Annotated in this window: 24 protein-coding genes and 1 riboswitch; of the genes, 17 read left to right on the top strand and 7 right to left on the bottom strand. The window is 61.5% G+C overall.

The window, feature by feature from the left end:
* Positions 1–51 precede the first annotated feature (51 nt).
* On the bottom strand, positions 52–843 hold the full coding sequence (locus AC3WQS_RS13130; protein ID WP_492712641.1) for an SDR family NAD(P)-dependent oxidoreductase: 792 nt from the start codon (positions 841–843) through the stop codon (positions 52–54).
* A 482-nt stretch (positions 844–1,325) separates the two neighbouring features.
* On the opposite strand from AC3WQS_RS13130, the gene AC3WQS_RS13125 reads away from it, so the two are divergent.
* The 5 genes from AC3WQS_RS13125 to AC3WQS_RS13105 all read left to right on the top strand — a co-directional run bounded on the left by AC3WQS_RS13125 (position 1,326) and on the right by AC3WQS_RS13105 (position 6,036).
* Complete coding sequence (locus tag AC3WQS_RS13125; RefSeq protein ID WP_492712642.1) at positions 1,326–2,183, top strand: siderophore-interacting protein; 858 nt, start codon at positions 1,326–1,328, stop codon at positions 2,181–2,183.
* Between the two features lie 40 nt (positions 2,184–2,223).
* Positions 2,224–2,404, top strand: a riboswitch (cobalamin riboswitch).
* Positions 2,405–2,462: 58 nt separating this feature from the next.
* Entirely contained in the window at positions 2,463–3,476 is a 1,014-nt protein-coding gene (locus AC3WQS_RS13120; protein ID WP_021343124.1) for an ABC transporter substrate-binding protein, read from the top strand.
* Positions 3,477–4,229: a class I SAM-dependent methyltransferase gene (locus AC3WQS_RS13115; protein ID WP_030537618.1), complete on the top strand. Its 753-nt coding sequence runs from the start codon at positions 3,477–3,479 to the stop codon at positions 4,227–4,229. It begins immediately after the preceding gene.
* Entirely contained in the window at positions 4,226–5,266 is a 1,041-nt protein-coding gene (locus tag AC3WQS_RS13110) for a FecCD family ABC transporter permease (RefSeq protein WP_019747216.1), read from the top strand. The genes AC3WQS_RS13115 and AC3WQS_RS13110 overlap by 4 nt, the downstream gene beginning before the upstream one ends.
* Positions 5,263–6,036 carry an ABC transporter ATP-binding protein gene (locus tag AC3WQS_RS13105; protein ID WP_019747215.1) on the top strand — a complete coding sequence of 258 codons (774 nt, stop codon included), beginning with the start codon at positions 5,263–5,265 and terminating at the stop codon, positions 6,034–6,036. The genes AC3WQS_RS13110 and AC3WQS_RS13105 overlap by 4 nt, the downstream gene beginning before the upstream one ends.
* A gap of 15 nt (positions 6,037–6,051) precedes the next feature.
* Here the strand turns inward: AC3WQS_RS13105 and AC3WQS_RS13100 are convergent, their stop codons facing one another.
* Positions 6,052–8,412 (bottom strand): arylsulfatase, encoded by a 2,361-nt coding sequence (locus AC3WQS_RS13100; RefSeq protein WP_492712643.1) that lies wholly within the window; start codon positions 8,410–8,412, stop codon positions 6,052–6,054.
* A 177-nt stretch (positions 8,413–8,589) separates the two neighbouring features.
* On the opposite strand from AC3WQS_RS13100, the gene AC3WQS_RS13095 reads away from it, so the two are divergent.
* The 3 genes from AC3WQS_RS13095 to AC3WQS_RS13085 are packed head-to-tail and all read left to right on the top strand — an operon-like array spanning position 8,590 to position 10,915.
* Positions 8,590–9,567: an HAD family hydrolase gene (locus AC3WQS_RS13095; RefSeq protein WP_492712644.1), complete on the top strand. Its 978-nt coding sequence runs from the start codon at positions 8,590–8,592 to the stop codon at positions 9,565–9,567.
* Between the two features lie 12 nt (positions 9,568–9,579).
* A complete protein-coding gene (locus AC3WQS_RS13090) occupies positions 9,580–10,446 on the top strand; it encodes a hypothetical protein (protein ID WP_492712645.1) in 867 nt (288 codons plus the stop codon).
* 55 nt (positions 10,447–10,501) lie between these two features.
* A complete protein-coding gene (locus AC3WQS_RS13085) occupies positions 10,502–10,915 on the top strand; it encodes a PPOX class F420-dependent oxidoreductase (protein ID WP_492712646.1) in 414 nt (137 codons plus the stop codon).
* An 18-nt stretch (positions 10,916–10,933) separates the two neighbouring features.
* Here the strand turns inward: AC3WQS_RS13085 and AC3WQS_RS13080 are convergent, their stop codons facing one another.
* Complete coding sequence (locus AC3WQS_RS13080) at positions 10,934–12,310, bottom strand: WS/DGAT/MGAT family O-acyltransferase (RefSeq protein WP_492712647.1); 1,377 nt, start codon at positions 12,308–12,310, stop codon at positions 10,934–10,936.
* A gap of 369 nt (positions 12,311–12,679) precedes the next feature.
* Between AC3WQS_RS13080 and AC3WQS_RS13075 the strand changes: the two genes are divergently transcribed.
* From AC3WQS_RS13075 to AC3WQS_RS13065, 3 genes are all read left to right on the top strand, one after another.
* Positions 12,680–13,552: a hypothetical protein gene (locus AC3WQS_RS13075; RefSeq protein WP_019747208.1), complete on the top strand. Its 873-nt coding sequence runs from the start codon at positions 12,680–12,682 to the stop codon at positions 13,550–13,552.
* A 70-nt stretch (positions 13,553–13,622) separates the two neighbouring features.
* Complete coding sequence (locus AC3WQS_RS13070; RefSeq protein WP_021333197.1) at positions 13,623–14,411, top strand: hypothetical protein; 789 nt, start codon at positions 13,623–13,625, stop codon at positions 14,409–14,411.
* Positions 14,412–14,460: 49 nt separating this feature from the next.
* On the top strand, positions 14,461–15,075 hold the full coding sequence (locus AC3WQS_RS13065) for a hypothetical protein (RefSeq protein ID WP_020968648.1): 615 nt from the start codon (positions 14,461–14,463) through the stop codon (positions 15,073–15,075).
* Between the two features lie 125 nt (positions 15,076–15,200).
* On the opposite strand, the gene AC3WQS_RS13060 is transcribed toward AC3WQS_RS13065, so the two are convergent.
* Positions 15,201–15,659 (bottom strand): MarR family winged helix-turn-helix transcriptional regulator, encoded by a 459-nt coding sequence (locus AC3WQS_RS13060; protein WP_170320392.1) that lies wholly within the window; start codon positions 15,657–15,659, stop codon positions 15,201–15,203.
* Between the two features lie 62 nt (positions 15,660–15,721).
* Here AC3WQS_RS13060 and AC3WQS_RS13055 point away from each other — a divergent pair, with 62 nt between their 5' ends.
* Positions 15,722–16,597, top strand: coding sequence for a haloalkane dehalogenase (locus tag AC3WQS_RS13055; protein ID WP_492712648.1), 876 nt, complete (start codon positions 15,722–15,724; stop codon positions 16,595–16,597).
* A gap of 168 nt (positions 16,598–16,765) precedes the next feature.
* Positions 16,766–17,404: a PAS and ANTAR domain-containing protein gene (locus AC3WQS_RS13050; RefSeq protein ID WP_019747203.1), complete on the top strand. Its 639-nt coding sequence runs from the start codon at positions 16,766–16,768 to the stop codon at positions 17,402–17,404.
* Positions 17,405–17,554: 150 nt separating this feature from the next.
* Here AC3WQS_RS13050 and AC3WQS_RS13045 read toward each other — a convergent pair whose 3' ends face one another.
* On the bottom strand, positions 17,555–17,701 hold the full coding sequence (locus AC3WQS_RS13045; RefSeq protein ID WP_019747202.1) for a hypothetical protein: 147 nt from the start codon (positions 17,699–17,701) through the stop codon (positions 17,555–17,557).
* A gap of 185 nt (positions 17,702–17,886) precedes the next feature.
* Here AC3WQS_RS13045 and AC3WQS_RS13040 point away from each other — a divergent pair, with 185 nt between their 5' ends.
* Genes AC3WQS_RS13040 through AC3WQS_RS13025 form a run of 4 tightly spaced genes read left to right on the top strand, consistent with a single transcriptional unit; the run spans position 17,887 to position 21,058 of the window.
* Positions 17,887–19,074 (top strand): zinc-dependent alcohol dehydrogenase, encoded by a 1,188-nt coding sequence (locus AC3WQS_RS13040; protein ID WP_019747201.1) that lies wholly within the window; start codon positions 17,887–17,889, stop codon positions 19,072–19,074.
* 50 nt (positions 19,075–19,124) lie between these two features.
* Positions 19,125–19,652 (top strand): SRPBCC family protein, encoded by a 528-nt coding sequence (locus AC3WQS_RS13035; protein ID WP_019747200.1) that lies wholly within the window; start codon positions 19,125–19,127, stop codon positions 19,650–19,652.
* A gap of 51 nt (positions 19,653–19,703) precedes the next feature.
* Complete coding sequence (locus AC3WQS_RS13030; RefSeq protein ID WP_019747199.1) at positions 19,704–20,279, top strand: TetR/AcrR family transcriptional regulator; 576 nt, start codon at positions 19,704–19,706, stop codon at positions 20,277–20,279.
* Positions 20,280–20,287: 8 nt separating this feature from the next.
* Entirely contained in the window at positions 20,288–21,058 is a 771-nt protein-coding gene (locus AC3WQS_RS13025; RefSeq protein WP_019747198.1) for a glucose 1-dehydrogenase, read from the top strand.
* Positions 21,059–21,245: 187 nt separating this feature from the next.
* Here AC3WQS_RS13025 and AC3WQS_RS13020 read toward each other — a convergent pair whose 3' ends face one another.
* On the bottom strand, positions 21,246–21,587 hold the full coding sequence (locus AC3WQS_RS13020) for a hypothetical protein (RefSeq protein ID WP_492712649.1): 342 nt from the start codon (positions 21,585–21,587) through the stop codon (positions 21,246–21,248).
* A 47-nt stretch (positions 21,588–21,634) separates the two neighbouring features.
* Positions 21,635–21,973 carry a hypothetical protein gene (locus tag AC3WQS_RS13015; RefSeq protein WP_021333190.1) on the bottom strand — a complete coding sequence of 113 codons (339 nt, stop codon included), beginning with the start codon at positions 21,971–21,973 and terminating at the stop codon, positions 21,635–21,637.
* Between the last annotated feature and the right edge of the window lie 26 nt (positions 21,974–21,999).

Here is a 21,999-nt window from a genome sequence, read left to right as displayed (position 1 = left end):
GGCTCACGTCTGACGGCCTGCCCCAGGCCAGGCCGTCAGACGGACACAGAATCAGGCGTGAGTGCCGCCGTCCACACGGATCTCCGTGCCGGTGATGAAGGCACCATCGTCGGATGCCAGCATCGCGATAACTCCCGCAACACTTTCCGGCCCGGCCATGGGAGCACCACCGGACTCCAGATCAGTGCTCAGAATTGGCGACAGCTTGCCGAAGAGCGACCAGTCGGTGTCTTCCGGCAGGTACGACGCCGTGGTGTCGGTGATCCCGCTCTTCACACTGCCCGGAGCTACCGCGACGGCGCGCAGACCCTGCTTGCCGTATTCGAGAGCCAGTGCGTGAGTGAAGGACTGGATTCCTCCCTTACTCGCCGCATATGCGGCCATGTACGGGTGCGCGAAGGCTGCGGAGGTGGAGCTGAAATTCACCACCACTGCGTTGCCGGTGGCCAGGAGAGCTGGCAGTGCCTGACGAGTGACGAGGAAGGTGCCGGTCAAGTTCACGGAGATCACCTGATTCCACAAGTCCAGTGAGGTCTCGTGGGTGTGCCCGCCTCGCAATATCCCGGCGGCGTTGACCAGTACGTCCAATCCCCCGAGAGCCGAAATTGCCTGACCCACAACCGTGATGACGGAATTCTCGTCACCGATATCGACGACGACGGTGTCGAGACGACCCTCCGTCGAGGCATGTTCAGCCGACCTCCGGGTGTCTGCCAGACCCTTCTCGGAGATGTCGGCAGCGACCACGCGGCCACCTTCGGCGAGCAACCGCAGCGCGGTGGCCTGCCCGATTCCCGATCCTGCGCCGGTGACGAGAATACGACGACCTTCGAAACGATTCATTGCTGTGTACCTTTCACGAAAACGAGTTGGCTGGTAATCCAGGCTCGGCGGCGCCGACACTCACAACTCACCCGCGAGAAACTTCAGGTACGGGAAATACGCAGCACTGCAACAGGTGTGGCACTGCGAAATCTCAGCGAGGTAATGCTCGCCGAAGTGGCGAATGTCAGACGGATCCGGCCGGTGCGGCCAAGGCTCTTTCGATCCAGACAAGACCAGAGGGGCGGCGGTCGATCGCCTTACGCCCCCGGCGGAATGTCGCTACGCCGAATCGGGCCGTGCGCAGTGCACGGCCGGAATCGAGAGTACAGCGACGTATGGACATCACAGGCACCGTAGCAGCGCGAGTACAAGTCGCTCAAACGCGTTGTTCGCGACGCAGGTTTGATTCGGGTAATCAGATGTCACTTCTGGACAACTGTGCCGACTTAGGCAGCACTAACCTGATGGCATCTCGAAAACCCGATCCAGGAGCACAGTCGATGACACATGCAGACGCCACGAGCACAACAACTCCCCGGGCGAGCGTCCTACGAACCGCTGACCACAATCGCGGACTCAACGACGTTCTCGCCGTCGTCGAAGCAATGGAGCGACCGAGCGACCACCTGCTGCGGATCACGGCTCGTTTGACGGAGTCGACCGACGATCCGACCTGGTCACGCCCGAACGTCACCGTACGAATGAATCTCGGGCCCAATTTCGACGACGCTTCGCGCGTGTACACGGTGCGTTCCTACGATTCCGCCACCGGATCGATCGTCATCGACGTGGTCCTGCACGGACAGACCAGCCCGATGATGAGGTGGGCAGCGGCGTTGACCATCGGTGACACCTTCGGTCTCACCGGTCCGCGACCACACTTCTTGGTCCCCGACGTTCCAGGTCGACGGATCGCACTTTTTCTGGACGGCACCGCAATACCTGCGCTGTACTCGATCATCGAGCAGCTACCTACCGACGTGGTCGGAATCGGCTGGGTCACAACAGATGACGAGGTCGCTTTCGCCGAACTGCCCGCCCTCCCCGGCCTGGAGCTTCACCGCGTGAGCGCAGATCTCGCCGAGCCCGACGGCCCACTGGCGGCACGAGCACGCGAGCTCGCCGATCCCGCGAGCTACGTCGTGTGGGGAGCCGGTGAACGCAACGAGATGCGCGCAATCCGTAAGCACTTTCGGTCGACCGTCGGACTCGACAAAGACGACGTCGCGATATTCGGTTACTGGAAGCGCGGCATCAGCAACACCGAAATCGACCTCCGTCGGCGCGAGAACTACGAGCGAATCCTCGCCGGCGGTGGAACCCTGACCGACATCGACGACCTGGCCATCGAGATCTGATCGCGTACACCGGCCGACCTGACCGGCCGTGCACTGCGGTGATAAGTTCCTCTGTGCCAGCGGACCTCCACACAGGGGGTCAGGGAATCCGGTGTGAATCCGGAACTGACGCGCAGCGGTGAGGGTGACCGCCCGGGCTTACGCCACTGGATGAAAATCTGGGAAGGCGCTCGGGTGGGGCGATCTCGAGTCCGAATACCGGCTGGCAGCAGGGGTCAACAGGCGCCTGTTCACACGGTGACGGGCTCCGCGAACGAGCCCCTGCGAGAACGAGATTCCATGCGTCTGTCCAGACTTCGCCTACCCGCCGCTGCCGTCGCGGCCTTGTTGAGCGCGTCGTTGGTTGCCTGCTCCTCCGACGACAGTGCTGCCCGACAATCCAACTCTTCCGAACAATCGCGCGTGACAGTCCAGAACTGTGGCCGAGACGTCACGGTGGAGCGACCGATCGAACGGGCGATCGCGGTAAATCAGCCTGCGGCCGAAATGCTGTTCGCACTGGGAGTGCAGGACCGGATGGCCGGCTACGCCATGAGCGACGACGACGTACTCCCCGAATTACGTGAGGCACGCGGTCAGGTTCAAGCTTTCGACACCGAGTTCCCGTCCTTCGAGAGTGTCCTCGAACGCGAACCGGACATGGTCTACACGACCTTCAATTACACGTTCACCTCGGAAGGCATCGCCGACCGGACCAAGTTCACCGACCTCGGGGTCGCGACGTACCAGTCGCCCAGCGAGTGCACCGGTCAGGATGCCGAGCAGAGCAAGGCCCTCACACTCGACGACTTGTACGCCGAAATCGGCGACGTGGCAACACTGTTCGACGTCAAGGACAAAGGTGTCGAGCTGACCGAGAGTTTGAAGGATCGCGCGGCCACCGCCACGGCGTCGCTGGGAGCCGAAAACGTGACGCTGGCGTGGTGGTACGCAGCCACGAAGACTCCGTACTTCGCCGGGTGCTGCGGTGCACCGGGAATCATGACCGACGCGGTGGGCGCGAAGAACGCCTTCGACGACAACAAACAGTACTGGCCCGAAATCGGTTGGGAGAGTGTGCTCGATCGTGACCCGACCGTGCTGGTGCTCGCAGATCTCGACCGCGGCGGAGACGGCGACAGTGCCGCAGACAAGATCGCGTTCCTCGAATCGGACCCGGTCGCCAGCAAGCTCACCGCAGTGAAGAACAAGCGTTACATCATCCTCGAGGGAACGACGATGGATCCCTCGATCCGCAATGTCGGTGGCATCGAACAGCTCTCCGACGGGCTGCGCCAGTTGGGTGTGGTCTAGATGTCCGCGGAGATCAGTGAACTGGTGCGTCAGTGGGACGACCAGCAGGCGGCATACATCGCCGACCGCGAAAAGCGATTCGACGCGATTCTCGACGTTCTCGAATTGCAGTACGCGCACACCCCGTTCACGGTTGTCGACCTGGCCTGCGGACCGGGCTCACTGAGCGCCCGGATCCTCGAGAAGTTCAAGCACGCGAGCGTTGTGGGGATCGATTACGACCCGATGCTGCTGGAAGTCGCCCGTCAGTCGTCGACTCGTTTCGGAGACCGACTGCAGCTGGTCGACGCAGACCTGCTGAGCACCGATTGGCCGACTTCGGTGACTGCACCGGTGCAGGCGATAGTGTCGACAACTGCGCTGCACTGGTTACAACCGCAACAGCTCGTCGAGGTGTACCGGCAGTGCCGCGAACTGCTGAGTCCTGACGGAGTCCTGCTCAACGGTGATCACTTTCGCTTCGACAGCCGCTTCCCTGTCATCGGTCGATGGGCGAAGGCTCACGACGAGCAGACGCAACGCTCCGCCTTTGCTGCCGGTGCTCCCGAGTGGGACAGCTGGTGGGAGGAGTTGCGGGCAACTCCCGGCATCGGACCAATGACCGACGAGCGAGAGCGCAGATTCGCCGGACGCGACGCTACCGCGCCCACTGCCGTCGACTTCCAGTTGGCGGCGCTCGCGCAAGCAGGTTTTCGAGAGTCGGGAACGGTCTGGCAACTGTTCGACGACTACGTGGTCTACGGCGTGAGATGACGACAAGAGTTCGCCTGCGTGACAACCCGACGACCGTCACCCTGCTGTGGGTGATCGGTGTTGTCACGCTGGCCGGGTCGGCCGCCGTGGCGATCACGTTGGGGCCGGCCGGTCTGTCGGTCGGTGAGGTGGCCTCGATCGTCATCGGCCATCTCGGCGGTACCGCGGCGGACGTCACCCCTATCCGCGACGGCATCGTGTGGGATCTCCGTCTGCCACGTACTCTGCTCGCCGCGCTCTGCGGTGCGGGCCTCGGGCTGTGCGGGGCGATCATGCAGTCTCTGCTTCGCAATCCACTGGCTGATCCTTTTGTCCTCGGTATCTCGTCCGGCGCCTCGACCGGTGCCGTACTGATCGTGATCCTCGGAGTCGGGTCGGGGGTGATCGGCTTGTCGAGCGGCGCCTTCATCGGCGCGGTGATCTCCTTCGCCCTTGTGTTGCTGCTCGCCCATGCGGCCGGCGGCACGCCGGATCGGGTGATCCTGGCCGGAGTCGCCGCGACCCAACTGTTCTCGGCGCTCACCTCGTTCATCGTGATCACCTCGGCCGATCCCGAGCAGACTCGCGGCGTGATGTTCTGGCTCCTGGGCTCACTCGGCGGCGCCGACTGGCTCGACGTCGCGCTCTGCGCTGCGGTGGTCGCCGTCGGCCTCGTGGTCTGTCTGACTCACTCCCGCGCACTCGACGCCTTTGCCTTCGGCGAGGACGCGGCGTCGTCGCTGGGGGTGAACGTGTGGCGAGTGCGCGTGACCCTGTTGTTGGCAACAGCTTTGATGACGGCGGTGATCGTGAGCGTCGCAGGCGCCATTGGCTTTGTGGGCCTCGTCCTCCCGCATGCGGCACGGGCTCTCGTCGGTCCGAGCCATCGGCGACTGCTGCCCGCGTCCGCACTGATCGGCTCGATCTTCCTGGTCTGGGTCGACGCTGTGGCACGTACAGCCATTGCGCCGCAGGAACTCCCGGCCGGTGTGGTAACCGCGTTGGTCGGCGTGCCTGCGTTTGCCGTCATCCTCTGGAGACGAAAGGCCAGGCCATGACACTCGAAGCGGCCGGTGTCAGCTGGCGGGTCGGCGGGGCGCTCATAGTCGACGCCCTCGACGTGTCCCCCACCGTCGGAAGTACGGTGGGGCTTCTCGGCCCCAACGGTTCGGGAAAATCGACACTGCTGAAACTGCTTGCCGGGCAGAACCGTCCGACAATCGGGGAGGTGACTCTGGACCGAACTCCGTTGCCTGATTGGAAACGCCGAGATGTCGCGCGTCGGATTGCCACCGTCGATCAGCACAGCAACACGGAGATCGACCTGACGGTAGCCGAGGTCGTCGAATTGGGACGCACCCCGCACCGCGGATTGTGGGGCGGGCATTCAGGTTCCGACCGCGACGCCGTCCGCGCGGCGATCGAACACACCAACCTCTCCGGGATGCTCGACCGGTCGTGGCACACCCTGTCCGGCGGGGAGCGCCAACGCGTGCAGATCGCGCGCGCCCTCGCTCAGGAACCTCACGAGTTGCTGCTCGACGAACCGACCAATCACCTGGACATCAACCATCAACTCGAATTGCTCGCGCTCGTGCGTCGCCTGCCCACCACCACGATCATGGCATTGCACGATCTGAATCTGGCCGCCATGTTCTGCGATTCGATAGTGATGCTGAACCGTGGCTCCATCGTTGCCCACGGAAGCCCGACCGAGGTCCTCACCGCCGACCTGATAGCCGAGGTCTACCAGGTCGATGCCGAAGTCCGCCTGGACGGTCCCGGCGGAGTACCCACCGTGAGATACCTTCCACCCAGCTCGGATTAGACGCACGCAGATCTGTCATTCACGCGAGAGCATCGCCACTGCTTCGCGTTCGAGGTCGACGTACGGTTCCCCACTGACGTCGATCGCCACCCGGCTGAGCGTTCCACCGGTAAACGCCCATGGTGAGGTACCCGGGTAGTCGTCGGTCACAGGCTCCCCGCTGTCACGGCCAGCATTGAGCCCTTCGCCGCCGCCGATGCTGAACTTGCCTGGCTGAGTGCGGATTCTGCCCTCACCGACTTTCCGATCGCCGTAGTAGAGGCCGAGCACCCCGTGCGCAGTGCCCGGCGGATCCTCACCTTCCTTGTCGAAAGTTGCTGCCAAGATTACATTTTCGCCGATGGGAAGGTCTTCGGTGGCATCGATCTTCTGCTGTTCACTGCCGAGGAAGTTGTACACGTAATGCAGTCGGTTGTCCTTGACGTACAGCGAGTGACCACCGAACCTGCCGCCATGCGAGAACAGCACACCGGCCGCACCCGGTTCGGCCAACTCGACAACTGCCCCGATCGAGTATGAACGATTACGAAGGTTGACAGCGACGGCTTCCGGTACCTCGGCTCCCCCTGGACGGTAGACGTACCGGTTGCGCGGCGGAGCCAGCTGGGGGCGAGGTGTGGTGAGGAGTTCGACGCCGGACCGATCATCCAGTGGCAGAGCTTGATTGGCGCCGGCCTCGTGGAACCACAACCCCACGAGCTCGGCGAGCCTGCCGGGTTCTTCGCCGGCAAGGTTCCGGAGCTCGGCTCGGTCCACCTCCGTGTGGTAGAGCTCCCAGGTGTCTTCCGAGAAATGACCCCACCCGCTCAGAGTCGGGTGCGTGGTGACGGCCTTCCACCCGTCATGCCAAATCCCTCGTCCTCCGAGCATCGAATAGAACTGGGTGTGCTTGGCGGTGGGGATGTTGCCGGCGTCGAAGCTGTACCGCATGCTCACGCCTTGGATCGGGTGCTGGGTGTATCCCTTCACCGTGTCGGGCAAGTCGACACCGACGCAGTCGAGCAGAGTCGGGACGACGTCGATGGCATGGTGGTACTGATCTCGAATCTCGCCTCGGGCGTCGATGCCCTCCGGCCACGAGATGATGCAGGGGTCGCAGGTTCCGCCGTTGAACGAGTACCGCTTCCACATCTTGAAGGGCGTGTTGAACGCCATCGCCCACCCGTTGGGATAGTGGTTGTACGTCTCGGTGCTGCCCAACTCGTCCAGCTTTGCCAGGTTCTCGGCGAGGTCGTCGGGTACCCCGTTCGCGATTTTGTTCTCGTTGACTGATCCGTCGGGTCCGCCCTCACCGCTGGCACCGTTGTCGGAAACCACCACGATGATCGTGTTGTCCAGCTGCTCGATTTCTTCGAGGTATTCGAGCAAGCGTCCGATCTGATCGTCGCAGTGCGAGAGGAAGCCCGCGTACACCTCCGCCATCCGTGAGAACAGTCGTTGCTCGTCAGCGGAGAGGGTGTCCCAGGGGCGGGTGAAATCCAGCGGCGGAAACGGTTCGCCGTCAGGTCCGGTGCGGGTGTCAGGAGTGCCTATCGGGTTGAGTGAGGGCAGAGTCGTGTCGTTCGGGACAAGTCCCATGTCCTTCTGCCTCGCCAGAATCTCATCCCGCATGGCTTCGTACCCTGCGTCGAACCTGCCCGCGTAGCGATCGGCCCATTCGCGGGGCGCGTGATGTGGAGCGTGTGCGCACCCGGGTGCGTAGTAGAGAAATACAGGCCGGTCCGGAGCTATCGACTTCACGTCGCCGATGTATTCGAGCGCTCTGTCGGTGATGTCGACGCTGAAGTGATACCCCTCTTCCGGCGTCGACGGCTGTTCGACGGGGTGGTTGTCGTGGACGAGGTCGGGATACCACTGATTGGTCTCGGCACCGAGAAAGCCGTAGAACCGCTCGAATCCGCGACCGACCGGCCAATTCCGTTTCGTGGAAGCAAGATTCATCTCGTCTTCGGCGCAGAGGTGCCATTTGCCGACCATCGCGGTACTGAACCCCTGCTCGACCAGAACCTCGGCGAGCGTGGCACATTCGGGAGGGATGTGACCGTTCCCGCCGGGAAACCCGACCGCGCACTCACTGATGCAAGCCATTCCGTTGGTCGTGTGGTTCCGGCCGGTGAGCAGACACGATCGCGTCGGTGAGCACAGCGCTGTGGTGTGCCACTGCCCGTACCGCAATCCGTTGCCCGCGATGCGGTCGATGTTCGGCGTCTCGATCGGTCCCCCGTAGCAACCCAAGGCGCCGAATCCGACGTCGTCGAGAACGATGTAGAGAATGTTAGGCGTGCCGGCGGCAGCCTTCGGCTGCTCGTACGGGCTCCAGTCGGGAATCGAATCGCGAATATCGAGGTTGACGACGCCTTTGAATGCGTTGGCCATGACCTGGCTCCTTGTAGGTGATCTGAATGCCAGCCTCTACGGCTGCATGGTCAATCGCATACCCCGATTGTGCTCACCGAAGCGCTGTCGCCCGAAATGGGCGATGCCATCTTCGGCAGGAGGTCCGAGTATGAAAGTGCCGGGTCTGTCATCGCCTCACTGGAAGCCAGGGACCACATGAGCAGTCAATTCGTTGAAGCCTCCACCTCCGATAACCCTGACCCGCTTCCGAGCTGGCAGGACGGCACGCCGAAACAGGCCATCAGGCAATTCGTCGAACGCGCGACGACTGCGGGAAGTCCGGACGAAATCGCACCGGAAGACCGGATCGCAGTCTTCGACAACGACGGAACTCTGTGGTGTGAGAAGCCGATGCCGATCCAACTCGACTTCATCTTGCGCCGCCTCGTCGAGATGACCAACCAGGATCCGACTCTTCGCAACCGTCAACCGTGGCAGGCGGCCTTCGAGCAGGACTACGCCTGGTTGAACGATGTGATCTCGAAGCACTATCGCGGCGACGACAGCGCACTGAAGGTGCTCGCGGCCGGTGTCCTGGCGGCATTCGCCGAAGTCACAGTCGACGAATTCGAAACCCACGCCGATACCTACCTGCGCACTGCTTCGCATCCCACTCTCGATCGCAAATATTTGCACTGCAGCTATTCGCCCATGGTGGAGTTGCTCGATTACCTTGCGGCCAAAGGCTTCTCCAACTACATAGTCTCTGGCGGCGGACGTGATTTCATGCGGCCGATCAGTCAGGAGGTCTACGGCATCCACCGAGATCGCGTCATCGGCAGCGGCGTGGCATTGACGTGGAAGGACGACGGCCACAGCGGCACGATCCTTCGTCATCCCCAAACCGATGTCGTCGACGACGGGCCGGCCAAGCCCGTACAGATATGGAACCGAATCGGCCGACGACCTGTCATCGCGGCCGGAAACAGCAACGGTGACCTACCGATGTTGCAGTTCGCCGAACACCCGAACATTCCGGCACTTCGTCTTCTGGTGCTCCATGACGATCCGGAACGCGAGTTCGACTACGTGGACGGAGCCGAGCACGCACTCGACGCCTCGCGCGCAAACGGGTGGACAGTGGTGAGCATCAAAAACGACTGGAAGACAGTCTTCGAACCACTCGCCGAATGACAGTATGGACGTGTGACCCTCGATGATGTCGCCGACGAACTCTACGGCCTCGACCCCGGCGAGTTCGTCGAGGCGCGTACAAAGCATGTGAAGGCTGCCCGGGAGGACAACGACCGCACACTGGCCGCGGAGATCGGAAAACTTCGGAAGCCAACCACCGTGGGATGGTTGGTCAATCTCATTTCGCGCAATCTATCCGAAGATCTGGATGCACTTCTCGCGCTTGGCGAATCGCTACGCGACGCCCAACGCCATCTCTCAGGTCAGGACTTGCGACGGCTGACGACACAGAGGCAGCAGGTGGTGCGAAGTCTCGCCCACAAATCCGGCGAGATCGCGGCTTCGCGTGGAAAGAATGCCGGTGAGGATGCGTTACGTGATGTCGCGCAGACCCTCAATGCCGCCCTGTCCGACGAGGAGACTGCCGCGCAGGTCCGACTCGGACGAGTTGTGACCGCTGCCAGTTACAGCGGTTTCGGGCCGGCGGGACTTGCTGTAGTGGAGGAGGATTCCGTACAAGATGCCCCTGCGATCCACACCGAAGACAACGCTCCGGCCAAATCCACTGCTCCGGATCACAAGGCCGAACAAGCCAAGGCGAAAGCAGAATTGAAGGAAGCCAGGGCAGACCTCGAGAAAATCCGACGACGGGTCAAGGCCGAGACCGCCCAGTTCGAGGATGCCAGGTCAAAGCTGTCCGACCTCGACCGCCGCATCGAAGAACTCCGCGCCGATCTCGAACACGCAGAACAGGAACGACAGTTCGCCAAGAACACCGAGAAGGCTGCCGGCGTCGCGGTTCGAGAGTCCGAGGATGAGCTTCGCGAGGCCGAGCGCCGGGTCGACGAAGCAGAAGAGAGCCTTGACGAGACGGAATGAGTTGCACGTTCGGAGATCTTGACCTCTACAGCAGTTCAGGTTCTAGCGTGATTTCATGACATTCACCCGAATCGAACTCGACTACCTGGCCACACAGACTCTCGGACGCCTCGCGACGGTTCAACGGAATGGAACGCTGCAAGTCAGTCCGGTCGGATTCCACTACAACCCGGATACAGCCACGATCGACATCAGCGGTTACAACATGACGGACAGCCGTAAGTTTCACAACGTCGCGGAGAACGGGCGGGTCGCGTTTGTCGTGGACGACATCGCATCTGTAGATCCATGGCGGGTCAGGTGTGTCGAAATCCGTGGACGGGCAGAGGCTTTGGATGTTACGGGTGCTGGTGCGCATGGTCTCGACGCACCGATCATCCGTATCCACCCCGAACGCATCATCAGCTTCGGCCTCGACGACAAAGAACTGGACGTCCACCAGTTGGTCGTGAACGGACGTGACGTCTGAATGCCCGAATCGAATTGATCAGCCTGCGGCGGCTTCGAGTTCACTCAGTGATTCCTCGAGGTGACCGAGAAGCCGCTGCAGGTGCGGAACATTGCGGCGGCAACCGACGAGACCGAACTGCATGGTGTCCGCGTAGCCGATGACGGTGATGTTCATTGCCTGCCCGTCCAACGGAATCGATGCCGGATAACAGCTCTCGAGCTTCGCGCCGTTCCAGTATCGCGTCGTCGTCGGGCCGGGCACGTTGGAAATCACCAGATTGAAGACTGGGCGCCCAGTGATCAGTCGGGATGAACCAGGGATCAGCGGCAACCCGAGGCCCGCGACGTTCAATGCACTGAGCGCCGTGATCTGAAGGGGCGTCAGTCCCGACATCAGGGACTTGGCGCTACTCATCGAGTCGTGAACTCTCTGAAGTCTGGCCGCCGGATCCGCCAATTCGGTTGCCAGATCACACAACACCGCACCAACAGCATTGCCGGAAGCCTCACCCTCTTCGCCTTTACGAAGTGATACCGGCACCATCGCGATCAACGGTTTGTCCGGCAACTCGTCCAGTTCGATCAGGTAACGCCGCAGCGCGCCCGCGCACATAGCCAACACCGCATCGTTGAGCGTCACGTCTGCAACGCAACTGACCTTACGCAGGCGCTCGATCGGCCACGACTGCGCGGCGACACGCCTCGCGCCGGTGATCGGGACGTTGAAGATCGATTTCGGAGCAGCGAACGGTAACGGTGCGACGTGGTCCTTCACTGCCGAGGCAGCGGCGTTCACTATCGCAGGGCCCACCCCGACCACATCTTGCACGGTCTCGATCACGGAGCCCACCCGCCTCTGCAGGTCCAGCCCGCGACTGGCTCGAACCCGCCCCGAAGAAGGTCGCTGCGCCCACGGAGGCATCGATTCTCGATCGAGCGGGTCCGACGAGAGGCTGCGGTACCACGCCTGAACAGCAGACACACCATCCATGAGTGCATGGTGCGTCTTCATGTACACGGCAACTCGGCCGTCGGCGAGACCTTCGATCACGTACGCCTCCCACAGCGGCCGGTGCCGATCGAGCAGCGTGCCGTGGAGCATGGAGGTCAGCTCGAGCAATTCGCGGACTCGTCCCGGCTTGGGCAGCGCGAGCAACCGGACGTGATACTCGAGATCGACATCCGTATCTTCCGTCCAACGCACCGGCGCGAAGTTCGACAAGAACTGCACCGGCTTGCGGCGGAAGAGGGGGCGAATCGAGTCGACGTCGGTGAGCGAACGGTAGAGCGACCTGGCGAATTCGCCGTCGTCTCCTTCCGGCGGAACGAAAAGCGACAGTCCACCGACGTGCATGGGATGCTCTCGTGACTCCATCAGCAGGAACATCGAGTCGAGCGGCAGCATCAGCGTCATGGCGATCCGTTCTCTCGGGCAGCTGCCCGGAGTACCGATCAGCCGCTGTTCGACAAAGTTACTCGCCCTGACTTCCCACATTGGCGACTCCGACAAAACATTGCCCCCTCGATTTCGACAGGAGTCCGATATTCCCGTCGACGAACGCCTTTTCGGGTCGTAGCACCTCACAGCGATGCGTGGGTGAATGACGAGACACAGAGCACTGCAACAAATTTCAATCCTCACAGCCACAAGTAGTAGCGAAGGCGATCGCAGTAATACTTTTGTCGGAATTGTTTCAAATTGTCTGTACATCCAAGTCACACGTGACTACCGTCACTCATCATCACAATCCCGACTGGTCGGTTGTACCCAAAGGAGAAATACATGTCCCGACGTTCGACGTCGCGTGGGCTTTTCGGCGCACTCGCCACCGCAACTGTGTTCGCCACCGTCACAGCGGTGGGAAGCCTGTCAGCAAGCATTGCAGGAGCCGCCCCGGCAGCGGAGATCCCCTTCGGCGGTTGGGATTCATGTCCGATCGACAATCCCGAGACCAGCACCTGTATGGACGTCACGGTTACCGGCGGAAACATGAAGATCGGCAAGCTTTCCGTCGGCATTCCCGCCGGGGCGATGCGCATCGCAGGCGGAGTTGCCTACCGGGAGAATCCAGAGGCTGAATTCGGATTCGACCAAGTCTTCATCCCACCGAACGACAACAGTCGGGGGATCTACGCCGAACCTATCGACATCCCCGGGGGCGCACTCGGAATCGACCTACCATTCAACAATCTCTTCGGACTGAACAAGGCCTCGGCCACCGTCGAGTCGACGTCTGCACTCCCCACCGTGGATGCATTCCAGCTTGGCGTGAAGCTACCCGTCAAATTGAAGATCGCGAACCCTCTCCTCGGCGGCAAATGCTACCTGGGCTCGGACAGCAACCCCGTTCAACTCAACTTGGATGTGACCGAATACGGCGTCCTCGAAGAGGTTCCAGGTTTCCCGGATACTGCCGTCGTTCGAAACACCGGGCACACCGGACAGCCCTTCGCCGTCCCGACAGCTTCCGGATGTGGCCCGTTCGGCGTTCTGAATCCAATCGTCAACTGGCGCGCCGGGCTTCCCTCGTCCACCACGTCCAACTCCCTCGCCACGACGAGTGACGTCTACAACATCGGTGCCGACAGCCTCAGGCCACAGCCGGCCGGCTCACCCGAACCCGCTGCCGTCATTGCCGAACGTAGCGCCAACTAGCAATCCAACCCACTGCCACAGAACCGTCATCGACGACAGATTGCCACCTCGAAACGGAGTTCACTTGTCCATGCGCACAATACGATTCAGAGCCGCGCTCGCCGTCGTCGCAGCGGGAGTCCTCACTCTCGGGGCGGTGTCAACCGCGACGGCGGCCCCGCTGCCCAATGCGCCGTTCGGGGGCTGGGGAAAGTGCCCGATAGCAAATCCGGAGACAAGCACCTGTGTCGACGTCGTCGTCAAAGGCGGCGAAATGAACATCAACGGGCTCAAAGTACCGATTCCTTCCGGCTCGTTGAATATCGCCGGCGGTGTCGCCTATCGCGAGAACCCCGACGCAGAGTTCGGGTTCGACCAGATCTTCATTCCTCCCACTGACGGCACCAAAGGCGTCTATTCCAGCCCCATCGAGGTACCAGGAGGAATCTTCGGGCTCGGTATACCGTTCCCCGGCGGCTTGACCACCATCAAGGCAACAGTCGAACCGGTCGCGTTGCCGACAGTCGACGCATTCCAACTCGGTGTCACACTTCCGGCAAGATTGAAGATCTCCAACCCCTTGCTGGGCGGCAACTGCTATCTGGGTTCTGCGAGCAACCCGATCATGTTCAAACTCGGAGTGTCCGAAAATGGTGTCCTGGAGGAAGTTCCAGGATTTCCGGATACCGCCGCCGTCAGAAACGTGACGCACGCCGACCAGACGTTCGCGGTACCGGGCGCATCTGGATGCGGACTGTTCGGCGCATTGAATTGGGCAGTCAATCTTCGCGCCAACGTTCCGTCTTCGAGTGGTCACAACTCGTTGACCACCACAAGCGATGTGTTCAACATCGGCGCCGACAGCCTGCGGACGCAGTAGAGCAAGCACCGGCGACTCACGAAGTATCACCGACAACAAGGAGATATCGATGTCCCATGCAGTTCGCCGCACCACCTTCGTCACAGCTGCCGCAGTAGCCGCGATCGCGGTCGCAGCTGGCACCGCTTCGGCTTCGACCGTCGTCACTCCAGCGGGACAAGCCGTGACTGCCTCGAGCAGCAATCTCAGTATCAAGACTGGCACGATCACGCTTACCTGCTCCAGCACGACGGGATCCGGAACCATCCCAGCGGCGCCGGGTAACTCCACCACCGGCACGGGCGGGATCAACGTAAACATCGGCACCCCCAGCCTGACCGGGTGCAAGGCTAACGGCCTACCCGCTGTGGTCACGACCTCCGGCTCGTGGCTATTGAACGTCTCGGCAGACACCGGATCGGCTCAGGGATCCCTGGTCATTCCTGCAGGAGGCGCAGTCGTCACGATGCCCGGATCCACGTGCACAGTCACCGTCGGGGCCAGCACTATCGGACCGCTACCATTCGATATTCCCAACCAGCGCGTCGTGGCAAGCAACACCGGCACTGTGAACTACACGCGTACCGGCACCGGGCCCGTCTGCCCCGCCGCGGCCACTGGCACGGCAACCATGTCCGGCACACTGCAGTTCGCATCGGCCACACCGATCAACGTGACACCGTGACGATCGACAGCTAGACAATAGGGCTCGTTGGGGGATCGACGCTTCCGTCGCTCCCCCAACGAACGTCCTATGGACCGAGTCAGCACACGATCACCATCGGTTGCGCCACGAAGCGGACCGGCGCATTATCCATCTCCTGCTTCGGTGGCGTCGAGTAACGCACCGAGGGCGCGGTGGAGCTCGGCCAGTTCCCGCCCACCGGTTTTCGTCAGCACTTCCGTATTCTTTGCATCCAATTGGCGGACAATGTCTTTAGCGAGTTCTATGACTCGTTTCCCCTCGTCACTGAGATCGAGGCAAACGGCTCTCGCATCGCGACTGTCTCGTTCGCTGACAACAAACCCGCTCTTCTCCAACGCTCGCACGAGCTTGGATATGTAGATTCGCTGCAACCCCGTGTGCGCGGCGAGTTCTCGCTGACTAGGCCTCTCCCCCGCACTCACCAGACCATGGAGAGACGCGAGCACCGAATACTGGGCGTGGGTCAACCCGAGGTGGGCGATCGCTCGGTCAACCCCCGCCCGCCAGCGCAAGCCAAGGTGCCACACCAGCGACCCCGTCGTCCATAATTCTCGATCTTGCATTCAAATAGAATACATGGCTACTATCTCAATTAGGGTACATGGAAACTATTCGAGGAGTCGCAATGCCCACAATTCCCGTGCTCGACTCGACTGTGGCCTACCGCTCGTGCGGAGACGGAACACCCTTCGTACTTATCTACGGGAACCCCACATCCTCCTACCTGTGGCGAAACATCCTCCCGCAGATAGGAAATCTCGGCCAAGCGCTTGCCCCTGACCTCACCGGAATGGGCGCGTCGGGCAAACCGCCAATCGACTACGGTTTTCTCGACACCGCCCGTTACCTCGGCGCATGGTTCGACCAGATGGAGCTCGACGACGTCGTACTCGTCGGACACGACTGGGGCGGGGCACTTGCACTGGACTGGGCTGCCCGCCATCCCGAACGCGTTCGAGGTGTTGCCTTCTTCGAAACGATCCTCCGTCCGATGACCTGGGACGAGCACTTCCCGGGAGACGCACGAGCGCGGGTCGAGGCCCTGAGAGCTCCCGGCATCGGCGAGACCAAGGTACTCGACGAAAACTTCTTCCTCGAAATTGCGCTTCACAGAACAGTTCTCGGAGAACTGTCCGAAACCGATGCTGAAACCTATCGCGCCCCTTACCCCTCGCCGGAGAGTCGCCGGCCCCTTCTCGAGTGGCCACGGTCCTTCCCCGTCGAAGGAAGTCCCGGCGACGTGAATGCACGAGTGGCGGCGTACAGCGATTGGCTCGCAGAAAGCAGCGAGGTACCCAAACTCCTTCTCACCTTCAGCGGCCCCGCCGAACTTCTCATGATCGGACCTGACGAAGTCGCGTGGAGCCGATCGAATATCGCAAACCTCGAGGTGAAACAGTGCGGTCCCGCAGGACATCTCGCCCCCGAGGATCAGCCTGCGGCCATCGCGGCGGCGATCACCGAATGGACACAGCGGCAACACTGCTTCAGCCGCGACTGAAGTGGGACCGTCGCCACGTTCTCTGAGCGCCGGTTTCCCCGACCCATGCGGTAGCGATCCAGACGGTGCTCCGAAATATGGGACCGACACCACCTCCGCCGGATTTGTCCGATATAACTAACTGGCGAGTACGCCGGTTGGGACGAGGTCGAGAACGAGGGGGCGTGTGTGGTGAACGAGGACGGGTTGGGGCGAACGTCGGGATCGGGGGCTCCACACCGGGTGGGCGGCTTTCTTTATCACCGCAACGGCGACCGGTGGGAGTGGTCGGACGAAGTCGCACGGATTCACGGATACGAACCCGACCAAGTGGCTCCGACGACGGAATTGATGCTCGCGCACAAGCATCCCGACGACCGAAGACACGTTGCCCAGACACTCCATGCCATCCGCACTTCAGGCGGCCCGTTCAGCAGCCGCCACCGCATTATCGACACCGCAGGGGACACTCACTCGGTAATCGTCGTCGGCGACAGCGTCGTGGACGAGTCGGGTGCTGTGGTCGGCAGCTCAGGCTTCTACATCGACGTCACCGAAACCCTGGACAGCACGGTGAAAGCATCTGTCGACGTGCTGGTCAACGAAATCACTGCTTCTCGCGGGGTGATCGAGCAAGCCAAAGGCATGCTCATGGTGATCTACGGAATCTCTGCCGATCGAGCTTTCGACATCCTCGTGTGGCGTTCGCAGGAGACCAACGTGAAACTCAGGGATGTTGCCGAGCAGTTGATAGTTCGCACGCTGGACGATTTCCGGGTCCCGACACTTCTGCGGACCCGGTTCGATCACTTGCTGTTACAGGGTTGAACTTCTAACCCGGCTGAACCACGAACTGGGAGATGCTTAAGGCGGTTCCCGTGGCTGGCTGCTCAACCTCGAGGAACCTCGCCCGCATTGATTCCGGGACGGTCCGATGCGGCCTATCCCCGTTGTTACCCAACGCGGAGTAAAAGGAAACTACTTGTCGTCAGACTTCTTCTCGGAGGTCTCCTCGACCAGTTCAGGCGCCTGTTCTCGAGTTGCCATTCCGCCGTCGCCGCCCTTGTCCACGGGCCCTGGGTGCCCACCCTTGGGCGACTGGTCGTTGTTGTCTTTCTCGGTCATGCGGTCATCCCCGTCATTTGGTCCTGTCAGTCATACGGCGTGCGGCCTTTCAGGAGCCTCGGCCCGCCTCCCTCTCAATCTAACGCTCTCAGCACTTCCCGCAACCCTCACCGGTTTTGTTTGCATTTCAGCGCTTTCGGGCAGGTGACTGCGAACAGCATTTCCGCGATGAGAGGTCGATCCCAGTGCGCGCAGTGACTTGGCAAGGCAAACGAAAAGTAAGCGTCGATACGGTTCCGGACCCGAAGATCGTCGAACCCAGTGACGCGATCATCAAGGTCACCACGACGAATATCTGCGGATCCGATCTGCACCTGTACGAGACTCTGGGTGCGTTCATGAATGCCGGCGACATTCTCGGTCATGAACCGATGGGCATCGTCGAAGAAGTCGGCTCGGAAGTCACGAATCTCGAGATAGGCGACCGCGTCGTGATCCCGTTCCAGATCTCGTGTGGCAACTGTTTCATGTGTGATTCGAGCCTCTACACACAGTGCGAGACGACTCAGGTCCGCGATCAGGGAACGGGCGCAGCGTTGTTCGGCTTCTCCGAGCTGTACGGCTCGGTGCCAGGCGGGCAGGCCGAGTACCTTCGAGTACCGCAAGCACATTTCACACACATCAAAGTTCCCGAAGGTCCCGCGGATTCGCGATTCGTCTACCTCTCCGACGTGCTTCCCACAGCCTGGCAGTCGGTTGAATACGCCGACATCCCGCCGGGTGGGTCCGTGACCATCCTCGGTCTCGGACCGATCGGTGACATGGCGGCCCGCATCGCTCACCACAAGGGATTTCGAGTAATCGGCGTGGACCGTGTACCCGAACGCCTTGCACGCCTTGCCGAACGCGGGATCGAAACCCTCAATCTCGACGACTACGGCAGCAAGATCGGTGACGCAGTCAGAGATGCGACGAACGGCCGTGGAACCGATTCGGTGATCGATGCTGTCGGAATGGAAGCTCACGGGTCTCCGATCGGAAAGCTCGCGCAGCAGTTCGTCGGACTCCTTCCCGATGCTCTTGCCGCGCCTGCGATGCGTAACGCAGGAATCGATCGACTCGGTGCGGTCTATTCGGCCATCGACATCGTTCGGCGCGGGGGGACGATTTCTCTGATCGGTGTATACGGCGGCATGGTTGATCCACTGCCGCTGATGACTATGTTCGACAAGCAGATTCAGCTCAGGATGGGTCAGGCGAACGTCAAGAAGTGGGTAGACGACATCATGCCTTTGCTCACTGATGACGACCCACTCGGCGTCGACACCTTTTCCACTCATCAGCTGCCGCTCGATCAGGCGCCACACGCCTACGAGATCTTTCAGAAAAAGCAGGAAGGCGCGGTCAAGATCCAACTGAAACCGCACGGGTAATAATCAGCACCGATTCCATCCACGTTCGACAGAAAGAAACTGAAACCGAAATGGCTCGCGAACTCACCGTCTCCGACAGCGTCGTCGTCAATGTCGACGCGCTTTCTCTCTATGAGCTCATCAGCGATCCCACTCGCATGGGCGACTGGAGTCCCGAAAACCTGGGAGCTACCTTGCGGGGAGACCGCGAAAGCGCTTTCCTGGGTATGGAGTTCGACGGGCACAACAAACGTGGGCGCGCGCAGTGGACCACAAGATGCACCGTCACCGCTGCCGACACCGGGAAACTGTTCGAATTCCGTGTTCACAAGATCGGCCTTGCCACGCCACGAATCTCTGCCGCTATTGCAACCTGGCGGTACCGATTTCAGCCCGTCCCCGGTGGAACCCGAGTTACCGAAACGTGGATCGACGACAGACGGGGCTGGCCGGATTTTGCGGCCGACATATTCGACAAAGTTGCCACCGGCGGAAAGACGTTCGCCGACTTTCAGCGCGGCAACATCCGCAAGACGCTGCTGAACATCAAGAGCGCCGTTGAGCAGGAGGTATCCGGCATCGAAGGCAGCACCGGCTGACCGACCGGCACAGCTTGTGGCAGTTTCTGCCACTTTTGGTACAGTGCGGATATGGCAACAGCCCGCCGCACTGCACTACTTCTCCGCGTCTCGCAGAGTTGCGCTGCCGCTTTCGTCGAACGCGGCGACACTTCGACGACCATCGCGGAGCTCGCCGAACGGGCAGAAATCTCCGAGCGCACCTTCTATCGCTGCTTTGCCACCAAGGAAGAGAGCATCTGGCCGATGCTCGACGAGGGAAACCGCAGTCTTGCCACCGCCCTCAGCGCGCAATCCCGCGAATACGGACTCTCAGCGGCAGTGAAGACGGCCTTTATCGCATCGGTCGGCGAGTCCTTCGAGCCGATGACTCGGTCACTGATGCCCATCATCTTCGGCGACGCGGCGCTCCGGAGAGTTTGGGAATCAGCAACTTTCGAGACGATGGAACTGATCCGCCCAGAAGTTGCACGTCTGATCGATCGGCCAGAAGGCTCGCTCGACACGACAGCGGCTTCGGGCCAGGCAACACTGGCGGTAGTGGCCGCACTGCGCGAGATGGCAGACCTCCGGACCCCCGCACCCAAGGCCATCACCCGCGCGCTCGGCGCGTTCTCGAAGCCATATCTCGCAACACCAACAGGTTAGGAACAATCATGACTCAGGATCTCTCCGGAAAAATCGTTCTCGTCACTGGCGGCGCACGCGGCCTGGGCGAAGCGTTTGCGCGCGGCATCGTCGCGGGTAACGGCCGCGTCGTCATCGGCGACCTACTCGACGACGACGGCCGAGCAGTGGCCGAATCTCTCGGCGACGCAGCACGTTACGTTCACCTCGACGTCACCGATCCGACGTCTTGGAAGTCCGCCGCCGAGTACGCGGTATCCGAATTCGGCGCGATCAACGGTTTGGTCAACAATGCCGGAATCTCGGCTTCCGGCCAGACGGTCGCCGAAGAACCGCTCGAGACGTTCCAACGCATCATCCAGATCAACCTGGTGTCCGTACACACCGGTATCCACACGGTGGTGCCGTTCATGAAGGCAGCAGGCGGCGGATCCATCGTGAACATCTCCTCGGCCGCCGGCCTGATGGGCATGGCTCTGACCAGCGGTTACGGCGCAGCCAAGTGGGGCGTGCGTGGGCTGAGCAAGATCGCCGCCGTCGAACTCGGTCGCGACAAGATTCGGGTCAACTCCGTACACCCCGGCATGGTCCTCACCCCCATGACTGCGCCGACGGGCATCAGCCTCGAAGAGGGCGCATTCCCCAACAATCCGTATCGCCGTGTCGGTCGCCCGGAGGAGTTGGTCGGTGCGGTCACCTACCTACTTTCCGACGATGCCTCGTACACAACAGGTTCCGAGATCGCCGTCGACGGTGGTTGGACCGCCGGACCGTCGATCGAATACATCGCCGGCCAGTAAGGCAGGGATCCGTTCCCGCCTGAACCTGCGCATTCCGAACGTCCTCAGGTAGACACCAACGTCTCCCTGATTGCATTCGGAGAACTCAACTTTCGCAGGCGCTGCAGCGCACGATGCAGGTCGAGTGACACCTGGTCGGTCGTACGGGCGAGCGATGTTGCCGTCGCCTCACTGTCGAGGCCGACGATCAACCGCAACACCAGGACATCGCGTTCGACACCGGGAGCGCTGTTGGAGGCGGGAGCGGCCCACTGCTGAACCGGTCGGATGCCGCCCGAGCAATCGCGACGCTTGTACTCACGTACAGCAGGCGCAGGAAAGGCTGATTCGCCGCCGATCCGTCACAAACTGCCGTGAGAACAGAGATGCATGCAGCATCCGCGGCGGAGTCGGAGACGGCCCGATCAAGCTCGGCGCGGCACCGCAGCACAACCATCGGGCGAAACACTGCGTACAAATCGGTCATGGCTTCATCGCTACCGCTCCGTGCCGCGGCGGCCAACATCTCGAGCGAGCCTTCCTGCAACATGGGCTTACAATCTCTCTCGACCCGAAATTCGTCGTGTAACCGGGGGATCAGCTGGATCCGAACAGTCCGGCGAAGGGGTTCACTGTCGGCGCGGGTGCCTGATCTTGCCCGCCTTGCCATTGGTTCTGATTGCCCCAGTCGTTGCCCTGATTCCAGTTACCACCCTGGTTCCAGCCGCCGTTTCCACCACGGTCCCAATCGTGCGAGTGATCGCCCCCCTGATCTCCGTACCAACTGTTATCGGCCTGTGTTACATCATGATTCACAGTATCTGCCGAGGCCGGTGCGGCGAGCACGGCAATGGGTACGGTCAATACCGCACCCGTCACCGCAAGCTTGGTCCAGAAGTACTTCCTACGTTGTTCCGGTGCGGATAGTCGTGTCATGATCGATCCCTTCTCCGAAGATTTCT

The sequence above is a fragment of the Rhodococcus sp. FW305-130 genome (assembly GCF_058788335.1).
The sequence above is the reverse complement of the archived record's forward strand: the minus strand, read 5'-3'. Positions and strand labels throughout refer to the sequence as shown.

Excerpts from the sequence above, each read along its gene's own strand:
- AC3WQS_RS13130 (WP_492712641.1), bottom strand. The coding sequence starts at position 843 with ATGAATCGTTTCGAAGGTCGTCGTATTCTCGTCACCGGCGCAGGATCG.
- AC3WQS_RS13125 (WP_492712642.1), top strand. The coding sequence starts at position 1,326 with ATGACACATGCAGACGCCACGAGCACAACAACTCCCCGGGCGAGCGTC.
- AC3WQS_RS13120 (WP_021343124.1), top strand. The coding sequence starts at position 2,463 with ATGCGTCTGTCCAGACTTCGCCTACCCGCCGCTGCCGTCGCGGCCTTG.
- AC3WQS_RS13115 (WP_030537618.1), top strand. The coding sequence starts at position 3,477 with ATGTCCGCGGAGATCAGTGAACTGGTGCGTCAGTGGGACGACCAGCAG.
- AC3WQS_RS13110 (WP_019747216.1), top strand. The coding sequence starts at position 4,226 with ATGACGACAAGAGTTCGCCTGCGTGACAACCCGACGACCGTCACCCTG.
- AC3WQS_RS13105 (WP_019747215.1), top strand. The coding sequence starts at position 5,263 with ATGACACTCGAAGCGGCCGGTGTCAGCTGGCGGGTCGGCGGGGCGCTC.
- AC3WQS_RS13100 (WP_492712643.1), bottom strand. The coding sequence starts at position 8,412 with ATGGCCAACGCATTCAAAGGCGTCGTCAACCTCGATATTCGCGATTCG.
- AC3WQS_RS13095 (WP_492712644.1), top strand. The coding sequence starts at position 8,590 with ATGAGCAGTCAATTCGTTGAAGCCTCCACCTCCGATAACCCTGACCCG.
- AC3WQS_RS13085 (WP_492712646.1), top strand. The coding sequence starts at position 10,502 with ATGACATTCACCCGAATCGAACTCGACTACCTGGCCACACAGACTCTC.
- AC3WQS_RS13080 (WP_492712647.1), bottom strand. The coding sequence starts at position 12,310 with ATGACGCTGATGCTGCCGCTCGACTCGATGTTCCTGCTGATGGAGTCA.
- AC3WQS_RS13075 (WP_019747208.1), top strand. The coding sequence starts at position 12,680 with ATGTCCCGACGTTCGACGTCGCGTGGGCTTTTCGGCGCACTCGCCACC.
- AC3WQS_RS13070 (WP_021333197.1), top strand. The coding sequence starts at position 13,623 with ATGCGCACAATACGATTCAGAGCCGCGCTCGCCGTCGTCGCAGCGGGA.
- AC3WQS_RS13065 (WP_020968648.1), top strand. The coding sequence starts at position 14,461 with ATGTCCCATGCAGTTCGCCGCACCACCTTCGTCACAGCTGCCGCAGTA.
- AC3WQS_RS13060 (WP_170320392.1), bottom strand. The coding sequence starts at position 15,659 with ATGCAAGATCGAGAATTATGGACGACGGGGTCGCTGGTGTGGCACCTT.
- AC3WQS_RS13055 (WP_492712648.1), top strand. The coding sequence starts at position 15,722 with ATGCCCACAATTCCCGTGCTCGACTCGACTGTGGCCTACCGCTCGTGC.
- AC3WQS_RS13045 (WP_019747202.1), bottom strand. The coding sequence starts at position 17,701 with ATGACCGAGAAAGACAACAACGACCAGTCGCCCAAGGGTGGGCACCCA.
- AC3WQS_RS13035 (WP_019747200.1), top strand. The coding sequence starts at position 19,125 with ATGGCTCGCGAACTCACCGTCTCCGACAGCGTCGTCGTCAATGTCGAC.
- AC3WQS_RS13030 (WP_019747199.1), top strand. The coding sequence starts at position 19,704 with ATGGCAACAGCCCGCCGCACTGCACTACTTCTCCGCGTCTCGCAGAGT.
- AC3WQS_RS13025 (WP_019747198.1), top strand. The coding sequence starts at position 20,288 with ATGACTCAGGATCTCTCCGGAAAAATCGTTCTCGTCACTGGCGGCGCA.
- AC3WQS_RS13020 (WP_492712649.1), bottom strand. The coding sequence starts at position 21,587 with ATGTTGCAGGAAGGCTCGCTCGAGATGTTGGCCGCCGCGGCACGGAGC.
- AC3WQS_RS13015 (WP_021333190.1), bottom strand. The coding sequence starts at position 21,973 with ATGACACGACTATCCGCACCGGAACAACGTAGGAAGTACTTCTGGACC.